Source organism: Burkholderiales bacterium, from assembly GCA_036262035.1.
Classification (GTDB): Bacteria; Pseudomonadota; Gammaproteobacteria; order Burkholderiales; family SG8-41; genus JAQGMV01.
In genome coordinates, this window is record DATAJS010000009.1 from 224,519 (window position 1) to 240,347 (window position 15,829).

Below are 15,829 nucleotides of genomic sequence, written 5' to 3' on the forward strand. Positions count from 1 at the left end.
CTGCCGAGTGCTGCATACCGTCGGCGGTCTCTACGAGCGCTTCGGCGGTCCGTCGCGCACCGTGCCGTCGCTTTGCAACGCACTCGCTCGCCGCGGCACCACGGTCAATCTGGTCAGCCAGACGTTCGACGGCGTGCCTGTGTCAGGGCATTTGCTCGATCCTGAGGTGCGTCTGGCGCTGACCGACACGCGCGATCACGCCGGGTCGGGAATTCTTTCGTGGCGCAAGTTCGCCGCATTGCTCGGACAGGTTGCGGCCGACTCGAAACCCGAGCTCATCCACGACCACGGCGCGTGGGCCGGCAACAACCACTCCGCCGCCGTAGTCGCACGCCGGGTACATGTTCCGCTGGTGTCCAGCCCCCGCGGAATGCTGATGCGATGGGCTCTCAGCCACCGGCGATACCGCAAGAAGATCGCGCTGCTGCTGTACCAGCGCGCGGATCTCGATTCGGTCGCGTGCTTTATCGTGACTTCGGCGGACGAAGGTGAAGACCTGCGGCGGCTCGGGTTGCGCCAGCCGATCGCGATCGTGCCCAACGGCGTGAGCGGCGCGCCGGAGCTTGCGCTGCGCGAGCCGCGTGCGCGCAGCGCGGGTGGGGAGCGCGTCGCGCTGTTCCTGTCCCGCCTGCACCCCGGCAAGGGCGCGCAGGACCTGATCGCGGCGTGGGCTGCGCTCAGGCCGCCGGGCTGGAAGCTGCAAATCGCCGGCCCCGACGAAGACGGTTACGGCGCGCACTTGTCGAGCCTCATCACCGAGCACGGCTTGACCGAATGCTGCTCGCTCACCGGCCCGGTCGACGAGCACGATAAATGGGGCGTGTACGCCGCGGCGGATCTTTTCGTATTGCCCACGTATTCCGAGAATTTCGGCGTGACCGTCGCGGAAGCGCTCATGGCGGGACTTCCGGTGATCACCACGACGGGCGCGCCGTGGGAATGCCTGCGCACCCATGACTGCGGCTGGTGGGTCCAACCCGGGGTGCCGTCGATCCAGCGCGCGTTGCAGGAAGCGCTCGCCACGCCCGACGCGGTGAGGCATGCGATGGGGGCGCGCGGAAAAGACTACGTGATGAAGACGCTCTCCTGGGACAAGGTCGCCCACGATACGCAGCGCTGCTACGAGTGGCTGCTCGGGCGCGGCCCGCGGCCCGATGAGCACATGCTGGACTGATGGTGCGAGCCGACAACGATCGCGTCACTCTGGGCGCAACCGGCATCAGCACCAGCCGCCTCGCTTTCGGCTGCGGCTCCCTGATGCGGCTTTCACGCCGTCGCGAGCGTATGAGCGTTCTCGCCGCAGCGTTCGACGCCGGAATCCGCCACTTCGACGTGGCGCCGATGTACGGGCTCGGGCAGGCCGAGAGGGAGCTGGGCGCGTTCCTCGGCTCCCGCCGCGGCGAAGTGACGATCGCGACGAAGTTCGGCATCACTTTGCGCAGGCCGACGCTCGGCATGGGCAAGCTGCAGGGCATCGCCCGCGGCCTGATCAAGCGCTTTCCGGCGTTGCGCAGGCATGCGGCGAGCCGCGCCGGTGCGCTGTACCTGCCCAAGAACTTCGATCCGGGGGCCGCGGCGGCGAGTCTCGAGCGCAGTCTGGCGGACCTCGGCGTCGACGCGGTCGACCTGTTGCTCATGCACGAGCCCGAGACGACGCTCATTTGGCCTGGACCTTTGCTGGAGTGGCTCGAGCGCGAACGCGCGCGCGGTCGTGTGCGCGCGTTCGGCGGCGCGGGCTACGTGCCGAAAGTGACCGACGTCGCCCGGCAGTTCCCCGAGCTCATGGAAATCGTCCAGGCGGACAGCGATCTCGTTCACGGACAGATCGAGACGTTGAAAGCCCTCGGCAAACCGCTCATAACCTTCAGTCCGCTTTCGCGCGCGCTCGACGTGCTCCAGCGCTGCTGCAGCGAGCGCCCGGCGATCGCGAGCGACATACGCGATGCGACGGGCTACGACCTGCGCGGTGCCGATGCGCTCGCGCACGTGCTGTTCTCTTTCGCACTGCGTGCGAACAGCGAGGGCGTGGTGCTCTTCTCGTCGCTGCGGCCGGAGCGCATTGCACAAGCCGCTCGCTGGGCGAGCGGCGACGCGGTCCCGGATTCTGCGTTGCAGTACATCGCGGGCGCGCTCCGCCTCGCGCACGCGGAGCGCGCCGCGCCGGGTGAGCGGTCGTGCTGACCGATTTCGCGGCCGCGGGGCTCGACGCGCGGCTGCAATTCGACGTCTGCATCATCGGCGGTGGAATTGCGGGACTGACGCTCGCGCACGCGCTCGCCGGCAAGGCGCTCTCGGTCGGGGTGCTGGAAGCGGGCGGCCGCGGACTCAGTGAGGCCTCTCAGCTCTTCTTCGACGCGGATGTCGTCGGCGCACCGTACGCCGGTCACGTTCAGGGGCGCTTCCGGGCGCTCGGCGGCAGCTCGCTGAAGTGGGGGGCGCAGCTGCTGCCGCTGCACCCCGAGGATTTCGACGTACGCGAGCACGTGCCGCACAGCGGATGGCCGGTCGGGTACGAGGTACTGCAGCCGTACTACCGGCGCGCCCTGGCGCTCCTGCACGTGGACGCGCTGCCGTTCGACCGCACCCTCGCTCGCCATTTGCCGATGGAGCCTCTGGCGTTCGATGAAAGCGCGTTTGCATGGCGTTACTCCAAGTGGGCGCGTTTTCGCCACCGCAACGTCTGGGAGCTGCTGGGGCCGGCGCTCTCCCGGAGCACGGATGTGCACGTTTTCTACCACGCGCCGGTGGTCCGCCTGAGGCTCGATCGCGACAGCGGCTGCGTCACCGGCGCCGCGGTGGCTCGAGCCGACGGCCGGCGCGTCGAGGTGAGTGCGCGCACGTTCGTGCTCTGTCTGGGTACGCTCGAAACGGCGCGGCTGATGCTCGCGTCGAACGATGTCGCCGCGGCCGGGCTCGGCAACGAGCACGACAACGTAGGGCGCTATTTTCACGACCACCTGAGCTTTCGGGCCGCGCAGCTCGTGCGTGCTGCGCCGGCGCTGCTGCGCGCGTTCTCGCCCCGGTTTTCGAGACAGGTCATGCACTATCCGCGGCTCGAGCTCACCCCCGCCGCGCAGGCGCGGTACGGGTGCAGCGCCGCTTTCGCGCATCTGCAGTTCGAGCACGGGGCGCGCAGCGCCTTCACCGCGATGCGATCGGTGCTGCGGCGGCTGCAGCAGCGCGAGTGGTTCCTGCCGCGGCTTGGCGAGACCGTCGACATCGTCACGGACCTGCCGTACTTCTTCCGGCTGGCAGCGAGTTTCGCCTGCGGCGGCCGGGTGCCGGTGCCGCCGGGCGCCGATCGCTACTTCCAGGTCGACGTCGAGCAGGCACCGAACCGCGATTCCCGCGTCCTGCTCGGGGATCAGGTCGACCGCCTCGGCATGCCGAGACTTCGAATCGACTGGAGAATCACCGAGCGCGAGCTGCGCACGGCCGCGGTGTTCGTACAGCGCCTTGCCGAAGAGTGCGGCCGACTCGCGGGCGGGGCGATAGACTGGCGCTCGAGAGAGCTCGAAACACTGGAAGTCTGGCGGGGACACGTGCACGACACCTACCACCAGGCGGGCACGACGCGCATGGCCGACTCTCCCGCACAAGGCGTGGTCGACCGGCACCTGCAGGTCCATGGCGTGCCGAACGTGTATGTCGCCGGTTGCTCGGTGTTTCCGACGGGCGGCAGCGCCAACCCGACGCTCACCATGATGGCGTTGACGCTGCGACTGGCCGATCGACTCTCGGCCGCAAAGCGCACACCGTGAGTTGCGGGCAGCGCGCCGAGACAATCGGCTCGGCTGGCCGCGGGGAATAGTGCCGTTTCACCGCTCCGGGGCGCGCGGATTCATTTAAACTCCGGAGTCCGATCGCGCCGTGCCTTGGGCCGGCCGGAACAACATCGCGATCACAGCTTCATGCTGCTGTCTGACATCACCCCCGTCCTGCTCACCTACAACGAGTCGCCCAACATCGGGCGTACGCTCGAGAGGCTGGCCTGGGCGCGCGACATCGTCATCGTCGACAGCTTCAGCGAAGACGACACGCTCGCAATCGCGGGGCGTTATCCGCAAGTACGCATATTCCAGCGCCGGTTCGACGAACACGCGCTGCAATGGAACTTCGCGGTGCGCGAGACCGGGATTCGCACGCCCTGGGTGTGGGCGCTGGACGCGGACTACGTGCTGTCGCCGGAGCTCGTGGCCGAGCTCGAGCGCGTCGAGCCGGCGGCCGAGACGGTGGGCTTCGAGACCCGGTTCCGGTATTGCATCTACGGTGAGACTCTGCGGGGCAGCGTTTATCCCGCGAAGGTGACGCTCTTCAGGCGCGACCGCGGCCATTTCGAGCAGGACGGCCATACGCAGCGGCTGGCGATTGCCGGTCCGGTGGCGGCGCTGAAGGGCACCATCAGCCACGACGATCGGAAGTCCCTGGCGCGATGGCTCGGCTCTCAGGCCGGATACATGCGGCGCGAAGCGGTGAAGCTCACCTGCGCCGCTTCGGGCTCTCTGTCTGCGGCGGACCGGCTGCGCAACACGATCGTGCTCGGGCCGCTCGTCATGTTCTTCTACTGCCTTTTCTGGAAGAAGAACATCCTGGACGGACAGGCCGGCCTGTACTACACGATCCAGCGCACCCTGGCAGAGCTGATCCTGTCGGCGTACCTCCTCGAGCAGCGGCTGCGCGGCGATACGCCGCGCACGTCCGCGCAAGCGTCGAACCGAGAGGAATTGTCGTGACCTACGTTCTTGGCCTCAATTCGTTCCACGGCGATTCGTCTGCTTGCCTCGTGCGCGACGGCGAGCTCGTCGCCGCAGCCGAGGAGGAGCGCTTTCGGCGGATCAAGCACTGGGCCGGCTTCCCGTCGGAGGCGATCGCGTATTGCCTCGCCGAAGCCGGCATAGGACTGGACCGCGTCGATCACGTCGCCATCAATCAGGATTCGAACGCCAACCTCTGGCAGAAGGTGCGCTTCACCGTCGCGAAACGCCCCGATCTGTCGCTGGTGCTCGACCGGTTGAAGAACAAGCGCGAGCGTGCCGGCGTGCAGGAGCATCTCGAGCGCGCCTTTCCCGGCCAGCGGTTCAGCGGGAAGGTCCACGACGTCGAGCATCATCTCGCGCACCTCGCCTCGGCGTTCCTGGTCTCGCCGTACGACGAGGCGGCGGTGGTGTCGGTCGACGGCTTCGGCGATTTCGCCAGCGCGGCCTGGGGAATCGGGCGCGGCACGCGGATCGACATCGACGACAAGGTTTTCTATCCGCACTCGCTCGGGATCTTCTACGAAGCCATGACGCAATTCATCGGCTTCCACCACTACGGCGACGAGTACAAGGTCATGGGCCTCGCCCCGTACGGAGAGCCCGTCTACCTCGACGAGATGCGGCGCATCGTGCGTCTGCAGGACGACGGCAGCTACGCGCTCGACCTCGCGTACTTCAGGCACCACCGGGAGAAGGTGGAGTACCAGTGGGAGAACGGTTCGCCGAAGGTGGGACTGTTGTTCACTTCGGCTCTCGAGGACTTGCTCGGCCCTCCGCGCGCGGAAGGGGAGGAGCTCGGCCAGCGCCATCGCGACATCGCCCGCTCCACGCAGGTGATGTACGAGGAAGCGTTCTTCCACCTGCTGAACAGCATCCACCGCCGGCATGGCGTCGAGGCGCTGGCGCTCGCCGGCGGGTGCGCGATGAACTCGGTGGCGAACGGCAAGGTGTACCGCAATACGCCGTTCACCAGGGTCTACATACAATCCGCCGCCGGCGATGCGGGCGGTGCGATCGGCGCGGCGTTCCAGGTCTGGCATACCCTCGGCGAGGCGGGCTCGGAGCGCGGGTTCAGGATGGATCACGCGTACTGGGGGCCGGGCTGCGAGGAGCGCGAGATTCGGGCGTTGCTCGACGGCCGCGCGGCCGACCTTGCCGCGCAAGGCTGCACCGTCGAGCGCATCGCGGACGAAGGGCAGCTGTGCGCCAGGACCGCCGCGGCGATCGCGCAAGGCTCGGTCATCGGCTGGTTCCAGGGCCGCATGGAATGGGGCCCGCGCGCGCTGGGCAACCGCAGCATACTCGGCGATCCGCGGCGCACCGACATGAAGGACATCCTCAATCTCAAGATCAAGCGCCGCGAGTCGTTCCGGCCGTTCGCGCCCTCGATCCTGCGCGAAGCGGTGCCCGAATGGTTCGAAGCGGACGACGACGTGCCTTTCATGATGCAGGTCTATCCGGTGCGCGAAGACAAGCGCAAGCTCATCCCCGCAGTGACGCACGTCGACGGCTCGGGACGCCTGCAGACGGTGCGCGAAGACGCGAATCCGCGCTATCACCGGCTCATCCGTACCTTCGGCGAGCTCACCGGCATTCCGATCGTTCTCAACACCTCGTTCAACGAGAACGAGCCGGTCGTCTGCCGCCCGGAGGAAGCGCTCGACTGTTTCCTGCGCACGCGCATGGACGTCCTCGTGCTGGGAGACTTTTTCGTCTCGCGGACCGCGTGAACGGGCCGGCAGTGTCGCGCGTCGTCTTCGTCAACCGCTATTTCTACCCCGATCTGTCGGCGACCAGCCAGATCCTGACGGATCTCGCGTTTCGCCTGGCGGCCGAAGGCGACGAGGTCATCGTCCTGACGGGCCGGCAGACGTATACCGACCCCAAGGCGAGCCTGGCGCCGCGCGAGCGCGTTTCGGGTGTCGAGGTGGTGCGCGTTCGAACCACCGGCTTCGGCCGCAATCGGCTCCTCGGACGCGCGATCGACTACGCGAGCTTCTACGTCGCGGCGCTGGTGAAGCTGCTCCTCGTCCTGCGCAAAGGCGACGTGCTCGTGGCGAAGACGGACCCGCCGCTGATGTCGGTCGTCGCCGCGTTCGCGGCGTGGCTGCGCGGGGCGAAGCAGGTGAACTGGCTCCAGGACCTGTTTCCCGAGGTCGCGGTCGTGCTCCGCCCGGACCTCGTCAACGGCTCGCTCGCCCGCGCCGCGAAGGCGGCCCGCGACTGGTCGCTGCGCCGCGCACGCGCCAACGTCGTGCTCGGCACCCGCATGTGGGACCGCGTGCGGCTGCTCGGGATTCCGCGCGCGGCGATCGCGATGATTCCCAACTGGACGGATGACCGCACGATCCTGCCGGTCGCGCATGCCGACAATCCGCTGCGCCGGGAATGGGGTCTCGACGGCAAGTTCGTCGTTTCCTATTCCGGCAACCTGGGGCGCGCGCACGAATTCAGGACGATCCTCGACGCTGCGTATCTGCTGCGCGACCGCGAGGACATCGTATTCCTCATGATCGGCGGCGGCGCGCAGCTCGACCACGTCCGCGAGTTCGTGCAGGACTACGGGCTCACGAACGTCGTCGAGCGTCCGTACCAGCCTCGCGAGCGCCTGCCGCTCAGCCTCGGCGCCGGTGACCTGCATCTGGTCAGTCTGGTGCCGGGCCTCGAGGGCTGCATCGTGCCGAGCAAGTTCTACGGCATCGCGGCGGCGCAAAGGCCCACGGCGTTCATCGGCGATCATCTGCTCGGCGAGATCGGCAGGCTGCTGCATCGATTCGATTGCGGCCGGTCCTTCGCCGTCGGCGACGCCGCGGGGCTTGCCGGGTTCATCGCCGAGCTCGCGCAGGATCGGGACCGCTGGGAGCGAATGGGGCGCAATGCCCGCCGCGCGCTCGACGCCGAATGGTCGCAGGAAAAGGCGTTCGAGCGCTGGCGTGCCGTGCTCACGGCGTGCGCGACGGGCGCGCGGCTTCAAACGGAGGTCGGCGAGACCGCGGGAGTTGCGTACAATCCGCAGCTCGTTGCTGACCATGAGCACAGAGTAGAAGCATGAACAAGGGCAAGGTCGCGCTGATTACCGGCGTCACCGGACAGGACGGCGCATACCTCGCCGAATTTCTCCTGAACAAAGGGTATACCGTTCACGGCGTCAAGCGGCGCACGTCGCTGTTCAACACCGACCGCATCGACCATCTCTATCGCGATCCGCACGAGGCGAACGTCAGGCTCCACCTGCATCACGGCGACCTCACCGATTCGAGCAGCCTCATCCGCATCATCCAGCAGGTGCAGCCGGACGAGATCTACAATCTCGCGGCACAGTCGCACGTCGCGGTGTCGTTCGAAGAGCCGGAGTACACCGCGAACTCCGACGCGCTCGGCGCGCTGCGCATCCTCGAGGCGATGCGCATCCTCGGGCTGGAGAAGAGGACGCGCTTCTACCAGGCGTCGACGTCGGAGCTGTACGGATTGGTGCAGGAGATGCCGCAGCGGGAGACCACGCCGTTCTATCCGCGCTCACCCTACGCGGTCGCGAAGCTGTATGCGTACTGGATCACGGTCAACTACCGCGAAGCCTACGGGATGTACGCGTGCAACGGCATCCTGTTCAACCATGAGTCCCCGGTGCGCGGGGAGACGTTCGTCACCCGCAAGATCACCCGCGCGCTCGCGCGCATCAAGCTCGGCATGCAGGACTGTCTGTACCTCGGCAACCTGAGCGCGAAGCGCGACTGGGGACACGCCAGGGACTACGTCGAGATGCAGTGGCTCATGCTGCAGCAGGACCGGCCCGAGGATTTCGTCATCGCGAGCGGCCAGCAATACAGCGTCCGCGACTTCGTACAGGCAGCCGCGGGCGAGATCGGGATGAAGATCCACTGGCGTGGCTCGGGCCTGGAGGAAGAGGGGACCGATGAACAGGGCCGCGTCATCGTGCGCGTCGACCCGCGCTACTTCCGGCCGACCGAAGTGGAGACGCTGCTCGGCGATGCGACCAAGGCGAAGACGAAGCTCGGCTGGAAGCCGCGGACCACCTTCGCGGAGCTCGTCGCCGAAATGGCGCAGTCCGATCTGCGCGACGCCGAGCGCGACGCGCTGGTGAAGCAGCACGGCTACAAGGCGCCGGACCGCCACGAATGAGCGCCGCGCCGATGAGCGCCCACGTGAGCGCGCAGAGCAGGGTCTTCGTGGCCGGCCATCGCGGCATGGTCGGTTCCGCGCTGCTGCGCCGCCTGAGCGCCGACGGCGCGGACGTCATCGCGCGCACGCGCACGGAGCTCGATCTCACGGACGCTCCCGCGGTGCACGCGTTCTTCGAGCGCGAAAAGCCCGAATATGTGTTCATGGCCGCGGGCAAGGTCGGCGGCATCAGCGCAAACGATACCTACCCCGGCGACTTCATCTACCAGAATCTGTCCATCGAGGTGAACGTGCTGGAAGCGGCGCGGCACAACGGTGTGCGGCGCATGCTGTTCCTCGGCTCGTCGTGCGTCTATCCGCGAGATTGTCCGCAGCCTATCCGTGAGGAGTACCTCCTGACGGGACCTCTGGAACGCACGAATCGCGCGTATGCGGTGGCGAAGATCGCCGGGATCGAGATGTGCGGCTCGTACAATCGCCAGTTCGGGACCAGGTTCCTCGCCGTGATGCCGACCAATCTCTACGGTCCGAACGATCATTACGACCTGCAGAACAGCCACGTGCTGCCGGCGCTGATCCGCAAATTCCACGAGGCCAAGCAGAGGAGCGAGCCCAGCGTCACGGCATGGGGAACCGGATCGCCGCGGCGCGAGTTCCTCTACAGCGACGAGCTCGCCGACGCCTGTGTTTTCCTCATGAGGCTCGACGACGCCCGCTTCGACGCGCTGTTGCAGCACGACCAGCCCCTCGTCAACATCGGCTGCGGCGAGGATCTGACGATACGGGAGCTGACGGAGCTCGTGAAATCGGTCGTAGGTTTCGAGGGGGAGATCGTGTGGGACTCGTCAAAACCCGATGGGACGCCGCGCAAAATGCTCGACGTCTCGCGGCTGACGGCGCTCGGCTGGCGAGCGAAGCTGCCGCTGCGTGACGGCATTGTGCTCGCCTATCGCGATTTCTTACAGGGAGAGCACGCACGTTGAAGCTGCAGTCCGTCATCCTCTGCGGCGGTTCCGGCACCCGGTTGTGGCCGTTGTCGCGTCACCAGTTTCCGAAGCAGCTTCTCGCGCTGAACGACGCCGATTCCATGCTGCAGGCCACCGCGCTGCGGGTGACCGAGGGCACCTCGTGGCCGGATATCGACATCCTGCAGCCGCTGGTGGTCACCAACGAGGAGTACCGCTTCATCTCCGCCGAGCAGCTCCGCCAGGCGTCGATCACGCCCGCTGCGCTGATCCTCGAGCCCTTCGGCCGCAACACGGCGCCGGCGCTGACGGTCGCCGCGCTGCGCGCGCGCAACGACGGCGGCGACCCCGTCCTGCTGGTGATGCCGGCCGATCACGTCATCGGCGACGTCGAGCGCTTCCGCGAAGCGGTGCGGGAAGGCACCGTACATGCAGAACGCGGCGCCTTCGTCACCTTCGGCATCACCCCGCGGCAGCCGCACACCGGTTACGGCTACATCCGAGTCGCGACCGCGCGCAGCGGAGAAGCGACGGCCTTGCGCGCCTTCGTGGAAAAACCCGATCTGCCCACCGCGCAGCGCTACGTGGCGAGCGGCGAGTATCTCTGGAACAGCGGCATCTTCATGATGAAGGCCTCGGCGTGGCTCGCCGAGATCGCGCGCGCCAGGCCCGACATCGCGCGAGCGTGCGAGGCGGCGTGCGCGCGCGGCCGGTCGGACCGTGATTTCCTGCGGCTCGACCGTGAAGCGTTCGCCGCATGCCCCTCCGAATCGATCGACTACGCCGTCATGGAAGGCCTGGGCTCGCCGCGCGAAGGTGACAGCGCGCGCGGGGTCGTGATACCGCTGGACGCGGGCTGGTCCGACATCGGTGCGTGGGGCGCGCTGTGGGAAGTCGCGCGCAAGGACGACAGCGGCAACGTCGCCCGTGGCGACACGCACCTCGTCGAGACCCGCGACAGCCTGGTCGTGGGCGGCGGCCGCCTGGTCGCGTGCATCGGACTGAGTGACACCGTCGTCGTCGACACGCCCGACGCGCTGCTCGTGGCGAAGCGCGACCGCATGGAACAGGTGAAGGACGTCGTCGGGTGGCTCAAGGCGAACCGGCGGCCCGAGGCGGAGAGCCATCGCAAGGTGTATCGGCCGTGGGGCTGGTACGACACGATCGACCTCGGACCGCGGTTCCAGGTGAAGCGCATCGTCGTCACGCCGGGCGCGTCGCTGTCGCTGCAGATGCACCATCATCGCGCCGAGCACTGGGTGGTGGTGACCGGCACGGCGCAGGTCACGCGAGGGGAGGAGGTCTTCATCCTCACCGAGAACCAGTCGACCTACATCCCCCTCGGGGTGAAGCATCGGCTGAGCAATCCGGGCAAGGTGGCGCTCGAGATCATCGAAGTGCAATCCGGGCTCTATCTCGGGGAGGACGACATCGTCCGCTACGAAGACACCTACGGGCGGCAGTGACGGACGTCAGCTTCGGGCCCGCGGCCCGGTCCCGCTCGGATGCGGCATCAATGCACGGAGCCGGCGACGGCCGCGAACACGGCGTGCCAAAAACCGGTAAAGTTCTCGCTGGCCGCTTCCAGGCACCGCGCCCGCGGAAGAGAACGTAACATGGCATCTCCAATAAACGGCGCGAGGGCGCCGCGTGGGACATCCCCGAGCTAACTTGCGTAAGACCGCCCGATCACCGTTCGGACTGCTCGCGTCGCGCGCCGCGGCGCCGGCATTGCTTGCCGCGATGGCGCTGCCGCTCGCTGCGGGCGCAGCGGAGGCGCCCGAACCGGCGGCGGTGACGCCCGAAGAGCCGCCCCTCATCTCGGCGCCGACCCGAGAGGGCGTGCCCGCGCTCCAGTTGAGCACCGACTACGGCCAGCCGGCGCTCGGCTTCGGAACCTACGCGCCGATCGGGCAGGTCGACGCCCGCGGCTTTCGCGCCGGTCCCGCGACGGTTCGTGTCGCGACCCAGGCCGCGATCGGCTACAACGACAACGTCGTGCTCTCCCGCACCGACAAGATCGGCTCCATGTTCTACACCGTGGCGCCGGCGGTGTCGGCCGCGCTCGAAGGCGCGACTCAGCGGTTCTACGCGGTGTACCGCGGCAATTACGGCGCTTACGCGACGGGCCCGCAAAACGATTACGCAGACCACAGCGTCACGCTCGCCGCTTTGAGCTCCTGGACCGACCGCCTGCGCACGATGCTGTCGTACGATTTCTACCGCGGCCACACCCCGCGCGGTCTGACTGTGGCCACACTGTCGGAATCCGAACGGTGGGCCGTGCACACCGTTCGCGGCACAGTCAACTACGGCGCGGTCGGCGCACAGGGCGGCCTGCAAGGCGACGTCATCCACCAGAGCCGGCGCTACACCACCGCCAGCGGGGCTTCGAGCGTCGGCGAATTCGACCGGTTCGAGCTCGACGGGACTTTCTACTACCGGCTCGGGTCGAAGACGCAGGCGTTGATCCGCGGCCGGTGGGCGGATATCGACCATCCGAACGACGCCACCCTCGACAACCGCGAGGTGCATGTCGACGTGGGCGCGACGTGGGAGGCACTCGCCGCGACGACGGGCCGGGCCTCGGTCGGCTACACCGACAAGAAGTTCGACGTCGCCCTGCGTCCCGGTTTTTCCGGCGCCAACTTCGAGCTGGGCGCGTCGTGGCGCCCGCGCAGCTATTCCCTCGTGGACGTGAGCGCACGCCGCTTCCTCACCGAGACTTACGACATCGGCGGGTCGTTCGTCATCAACAGCTACGTCAATGTCCTGTGGAACCACGTCTGGAACACCGGGATCGCCTCGACCCTGAATTACGCGTACGGCCGCGCGGAGCAGGAAGGGCTGAACAGAACCGACACCTACCAGACCCTCGCCGGGCGGGTAAGCTATCCGCTGCGGCGCTGGGCGCGCGTCGGCGCGGAGCTGCGGCACGAATCGCGCGATTCGACCGCGGCGACCCTGGAATACACGCGCAACATCATGCTGTTGACGCTAGAGACCGCGCTCTAGACTCCCCACCTTCCACAGCCTCACGGAACGATCAATGGTTCTACTCCGCATCGCAGTACTGATAGCCGCCGTGCTCACGCTCGCCGGCTGCGAATCGATGTTCGACGGCGGCAATCGCCCCCATGTCGCAAGAACGAACTACGTCGTGCCGCAGGAATACCGCCTGAACTCCGGTGACGTCGTTTCGGTGCGCGTCTACGGGGGGGACGAAGAAATCCGCGTCGAGCGCATGCGGCTCGACGGATCGGGCACGCTCGTCCTGCCTTTCGGGGACTTCAAGGTGCAGGGCCGTACGACGCGCGAGATCGAGACCGACATCACCGCCAGCGTGAAAGGGCGCCTCCTGCGCAATCCGCGCGTGTCGGTGAACATCGACGAGTACCGTCCGTTCTTCGTCGACGGCCAGGTCGGACGCCCGGGTGCATACCCGTATCAGCCCGGGCTGACCGTGCGCAAGGCGATCACGATCGCCGGCGGCCTGCGCGAGCGTGCTTCACTGAAAAAGATCTTTCTGCTCCCCGAGAGCGGCGCGTCGCCGACCCCGATCAACGTCGACCTGAACACGCCGGTCGGCCCCGGCGACACGATCAACGTCGAGGAGAGCTTCTTCTGACCGCACTGCAAAAGGACCGGCGATGGCTGCAGAGGCCCTGACCGACAACCGCGAGGATTTCGCCCCGAATGAAGGCGCGGGCGGCGAGCCTCTCGAGCTCGCGCTGTACTGGCGCGCGATCTTCCGCCGCAAGTGGTGGCTGCTCGGCACGGCGCTCGTGTGCGCCGTCCTTACCGCCGTTGCGGTCATGTTCCTCACGCCGATCTATCGCGCGACGGTGACCCTGATGATCGAGCAGAACAAGGCGAAGCTCGTCTCGATCGAGGAGGTCTACAGCGGCATCTCGCCGAATCGCGAGCACTACCAGACGCAGGCCGAGATGCTGCGCTCCCCGGCGCTCGCCGCGCGCGTCATCGAGAAGCTCGGCCTCATGACGCACCCGGAATTCGACCCGCGTCAGCAGAAGCTTTCCGCCTGGACCTCGTGGCTGCCGGGCGGCGACGAGCCCGTGACGAAGGACGGGTGGAGCGAAGAGCGGGTGAAGGCCGTGGTGCTGAACGATTTCCTGCGCCGCATGACGATCGAGCCGATCCGCCTCACCCAGCTCGTCAAGGTCGGCTTCGACGCCGCCGACCCGGAGCTCGCCGCGCGCATCGCCAACACGATCGCCGACGTGTACATCGACGCCGACATCGAGATACGCGCGCGGCTGCGCCAGCGCGCGACCGACTGGCTGGCAGAGCGGCTGTCCGATCTGAAAGGCAATCTCGAAGGCTCCGAGCGCGCATTGCAGCAGTATCGCGAGCGCGAAGGGCTCCCCGACACCAAGGGCCTCGCGCAAAGCGGCGTGGTCAGGCAGCTCGAAGTGCTGAGCAGCGCGGTCAACGACGCGACCGAGCGGCGCGTCGAGGCCGAAGCGAACTATCGCCAGGCGAAGGAGGCGAAGGACCGGACGTCACTGCCCATCGTCCTGCGCAACACCGCTGTGGAGCGCCTGAAGGAGCTCGAGGGGGGCGCCGAAAAGAGAGTCGCGGAGCTCTCCGAACGCTACGGCCCCGAGCATCCGCGTCTCATCCAGGCGAAGAACGAGCTCGCGCAGGCGAGGGAAAACACGAAGAAGGGCGTGGACAGCGCGATCGCGAGCTTCGCCAAGGAATACCAGGTCGCGCTCGCGAACGAGCGCTCCGCCGAGCGCGCGCTCGGCGCGGCCAAAGGGTCGGTGCAGCAGATCAACCGCAAAGAGTTCCAGCTCGACGCGCTCGAGCAGGACCTCACCGCCAACCGCCAGATCTACGAGAAGTTCATGAACCGCTACCGCGAGACCCGCGCGGCGAGCGACACGCAGAGCAGCCTCGTCGCACGCGTGATCGATCCGGCGGTGCGTCCCGGCGTCCCGTACAAGCCGCGCAAGCGTGAGATCGTCATGGCGGGCTTCGCTTCGGGCCTGCTGCTCGCGGCGATCGTCGCGCTGCTCCTCGAGCGCATGAACAGCACGATCAAGACGGCCGAGGAGGTCGAGCAGAAGCTCGGCCTGCCGACGCTCGCCGTCGTTCCGCTGCTCACCGGCGATGCCGCCGGCAATGCGGGCCGTTACTACCTGGAAAACCCGAGCTCGGTATTCTCCGAGGCGATACGCACCGCGCGCACGAGCATCCTGCTCTCCGCGATCGACTCGGCGAACAAGGTGCTGCTCGTGACCTCGTCGGTGCCGAGCGAAGGCAAGACGTCCTTCGCGCTGAACCTCGCGCTCGCACACGCCCAGGCGAAGAAGACGCTGCTCATCGAGGCCGACCTGCGCCGGCCGTCGGTGGTGAAGCAGCTCGCGCTCGATCCGTCCAAGCCGGGCCTGACGAGCCTGTTCGCGGGCGACGCGAACTTCACCGAATGCGTACAGCGCGTGGAAGGCTCGTCGCTCTACGTGCTGCCTTCCGGCCCTCCGCCCGACAATCCGCAGGAGCTGCTCTCGTCGCATCGATTCGCGCAGCTCATCGAGCGCGTCGCAGCGGCGTGCGAGGTGGTCATCATCGACTCGCCGCCGGTTCACCTGGTCAGCGATGCCGTCGTGCTCTCGACGCTCGCGACGGGCGTGCTGTTCGTCGTGAAGGCCGACGATACGCCGTATCCCGTCGCGCGCCGCTGCATCCGGTCGCTGTACGACGCGGGCGCGCCGATCATCGGCGTTGCGCTCAATCAGCTCGATTTCACGCAAGCCGACCGCTACTACGGGGCTTACACCGGCTATGCGAAAGAGTATGGCGCCTATCAGGGAACGCCCGGCTGACGCGCCGCATCGAAGGTTTGTTAGACCGACAGGTGGCGGTCATTAGGATGACTTTATGCCTTAACCCGCAACTAGGCTGCTAGGATAATCAGCCCTCGCTGGTCGCGAAAAAACCGCC

12 protein-coding genes are annotated in these 15,829 nt (G+C 67.3%); all 12 read left to right on the forward strand.

Annotated elements, in window-relative coordinates; translation table 11 throughout:
• Positions 1–7: 7 nt before the first annotated feature.
• The 12 genes from VHP37_07050 (at position 8) to VHP37_07105 (ending at position 15,711) form a co-directional block, all read left to right on the forward strand.
• Entirely contained in the window at positions 8–1,174 is a 1,167-nt protein-coding gene (locus VHP37_07050) for a glycosyltransferase (protein ID HEX2826085.1), read from the forward strand.
• Positions 1,174–2,181 (forward strand): aldo/keto reductase, encoded by a 1,008-nt coding sequence (locus VHP37_07055; GenBank protein ID HEX2826086.1) that lies wholly within the window; start codon positions 1,174–1,176, stop codon positions 2,179–2,181. The genes VHP37_07050 and VHP37_07055 overlap by 1 nt, the downstream gene beginning before the upstream one ends.
• Positions 2,175–3,761 (forward strand): GMC family oxidoreductase, encoded by a 1,587-nt coding sequence (locus tag VHP37_07060; protein ID HEX2826087.1) that lies wholly within the window; start codon positions 2,175–2,177, stop codon positions 3,759–3,761. Before VHP37_07055 ends, VHP37_07060 begins: the two co-directional genes overlap by 7 nt.
• A 150-nt stretch (positions 3,762–3,911) precedes the next feature.
• Positions 3,912–4,733 (forward strand): glycosyltransferase family 2 protein, encoded by an 822-nt coding sequence (locus VHP37_07065; GenBank protein HEX2826088.1) that lies wholly within the window; start codon positions 3,912–3,914, stop codon positions 4,731–4,733.
• Positions 4,730–6,487 (forward strand): carbamoyltransferase C-terminal domain-containing protein, encoded by a 1,758-nt coding sequence (locus VHP37_07070; GenBank protein ID HEX2826089.1) that lies wholly within the window; start codon positions 4,730–4,732, stop codon positions 6,485–6,487. The genes VHP37_07065 and VHP37_07070 overlap by 4 nt, the downstream gene beginning before the upstream one ends.
• Positions 6,484–7,809, forward strand: coding sequence for a glycosyltransferase family 4 protein (locus VHP37_07075; GenBank protein ID HEX2826090.1), 1,326 nt, complete (start codon positions 6,484–6,486; stop codon positions 7,807–7,809). Before VHP37_07070 ends, VHP37_07075 begins: the two co-directional genes overlap by 4 nt.
• Positions 7,806–8,897 (forward strand): GDP-mannose 4,6-dehydratase, encoded by a 1,092-nt coding sequence (gene gmd, locus VHP37_07080; protein ID HEX2826091.1) that lies wholly within the window; start codon positions 7,806–7,808, stop codon positions 8,895–8,897. Before VHP37_07075 ends, gmd begins: the two co-directional genes overlap by 4 nt.
• Entirely contained in the window at positions 8,894–9,880 is a 987-nt protein-coding gene (locus VHP37_07085; GenBank protein ID HEX2826092.1) for a GDP-L-fucose synthase, read from the forward strand. The genes gmd and VHP37_07085 overlap by 4 nt, the downstream gene beginning before the upstream one ends.
• Positions 9,877–11,328 carry a mannose-1-phosphate guanylyltransferase/mannose-6-phosphate isomerase gene (locus VHP37_07090; protein ID HEX2826093.1) on the forward strand — a complete coding sequence of 484 codons (1,452 nt, stop codon included), beginning with the start codon at positions 9,877–9,879 and terminating at the stop codon, positions 11,326–11,328. The genes VHP37_07085 and VHP37_07090 overlap by 4 nt, the downstream gene beginning before the upstream one ends.
• Before the next feature lie 205 nt (positions 11,329–11,533).
• Positions 11,534–12,877 (forward strand): outer membrane beta-barrel protein, encoded by a 1,344-nt coding sequence (locus VHP37_07095; protein ID HEX2826094.1) that lies wholly within the window; start codon positions 11,534–11,536, stop codon positions 12,875–12,877.
• Positions 12,878–12,911: 34 nt separating this feature from the next.
• The gene (locus VHP37_07100) at positions 12,912–13,490 is read left to right on the forward strand and encodes a polysaccharide biosynthesis/export family protein (GenBank protein ID HEX2826095.1); all 579 of its coding nucleotides are present in this window, start codon (positions 12,912–12,914) and stop codon (positions 13,488–13,490) included.
• 22 nt (positions 13,491–13,512) lie between these two features.
• Positions 13,513–15,711 (forward strand): polysaccharide biosynthesis tyrosine autokinase, encoded by a 2,199-nt coding sequence (locus VHP37_07105; GenBank protein HEX2826096.1) that lies wholly within the window; start codon positions 13,513–13,515, stop codon positions 15,709–15,711.
• The last annotated feature ends 118 nt before the right edge of the window (positions 15,712–15,829 follow it).

Coding starts and splice junctions, on each gene's coding strand:
- VHP37_07065 (HEX2826088.1), top strand. CDS start 3,912: ATGCTGCTGTCTGACATCACCCCCGTCCTGCTCACCTACAACGAGTCG.
- VHP37_07085 (HEX2826092.1), top strand. CDS start 8,894: ATGAGCGCCGCGCCGATGAGCGCCCACGTGAGCGCGCAGAGCAGGGTC.
- gmd (HEX2826091.1), top strand. CDS start 7,806: ATGAACAAGGGCAAGGTCGCGCTGATTACCGGCGTCACCGGACAGGAC.
- VHP37_07055 (HEX2826086.1), top strand. CDS start 1,174: ATGGTGCGAGCCGACAACGATCGCGTCACTCTGGGCGCAACCGGCATC.
- VHP37_07100 (HEX2826095.1), top strand. CDS start 12,912: ATGGTTCTACTCCGCATCGCAGTACTGATAGCCGCCGTGCTCACGCTC.
- VHP37_07105 (HEX2826096.1), top strand. CDS start 13,513: ATGGCTGCAGAGGCCCTGACCGACAACCGCGAGGATTTCGCCCCGAAT.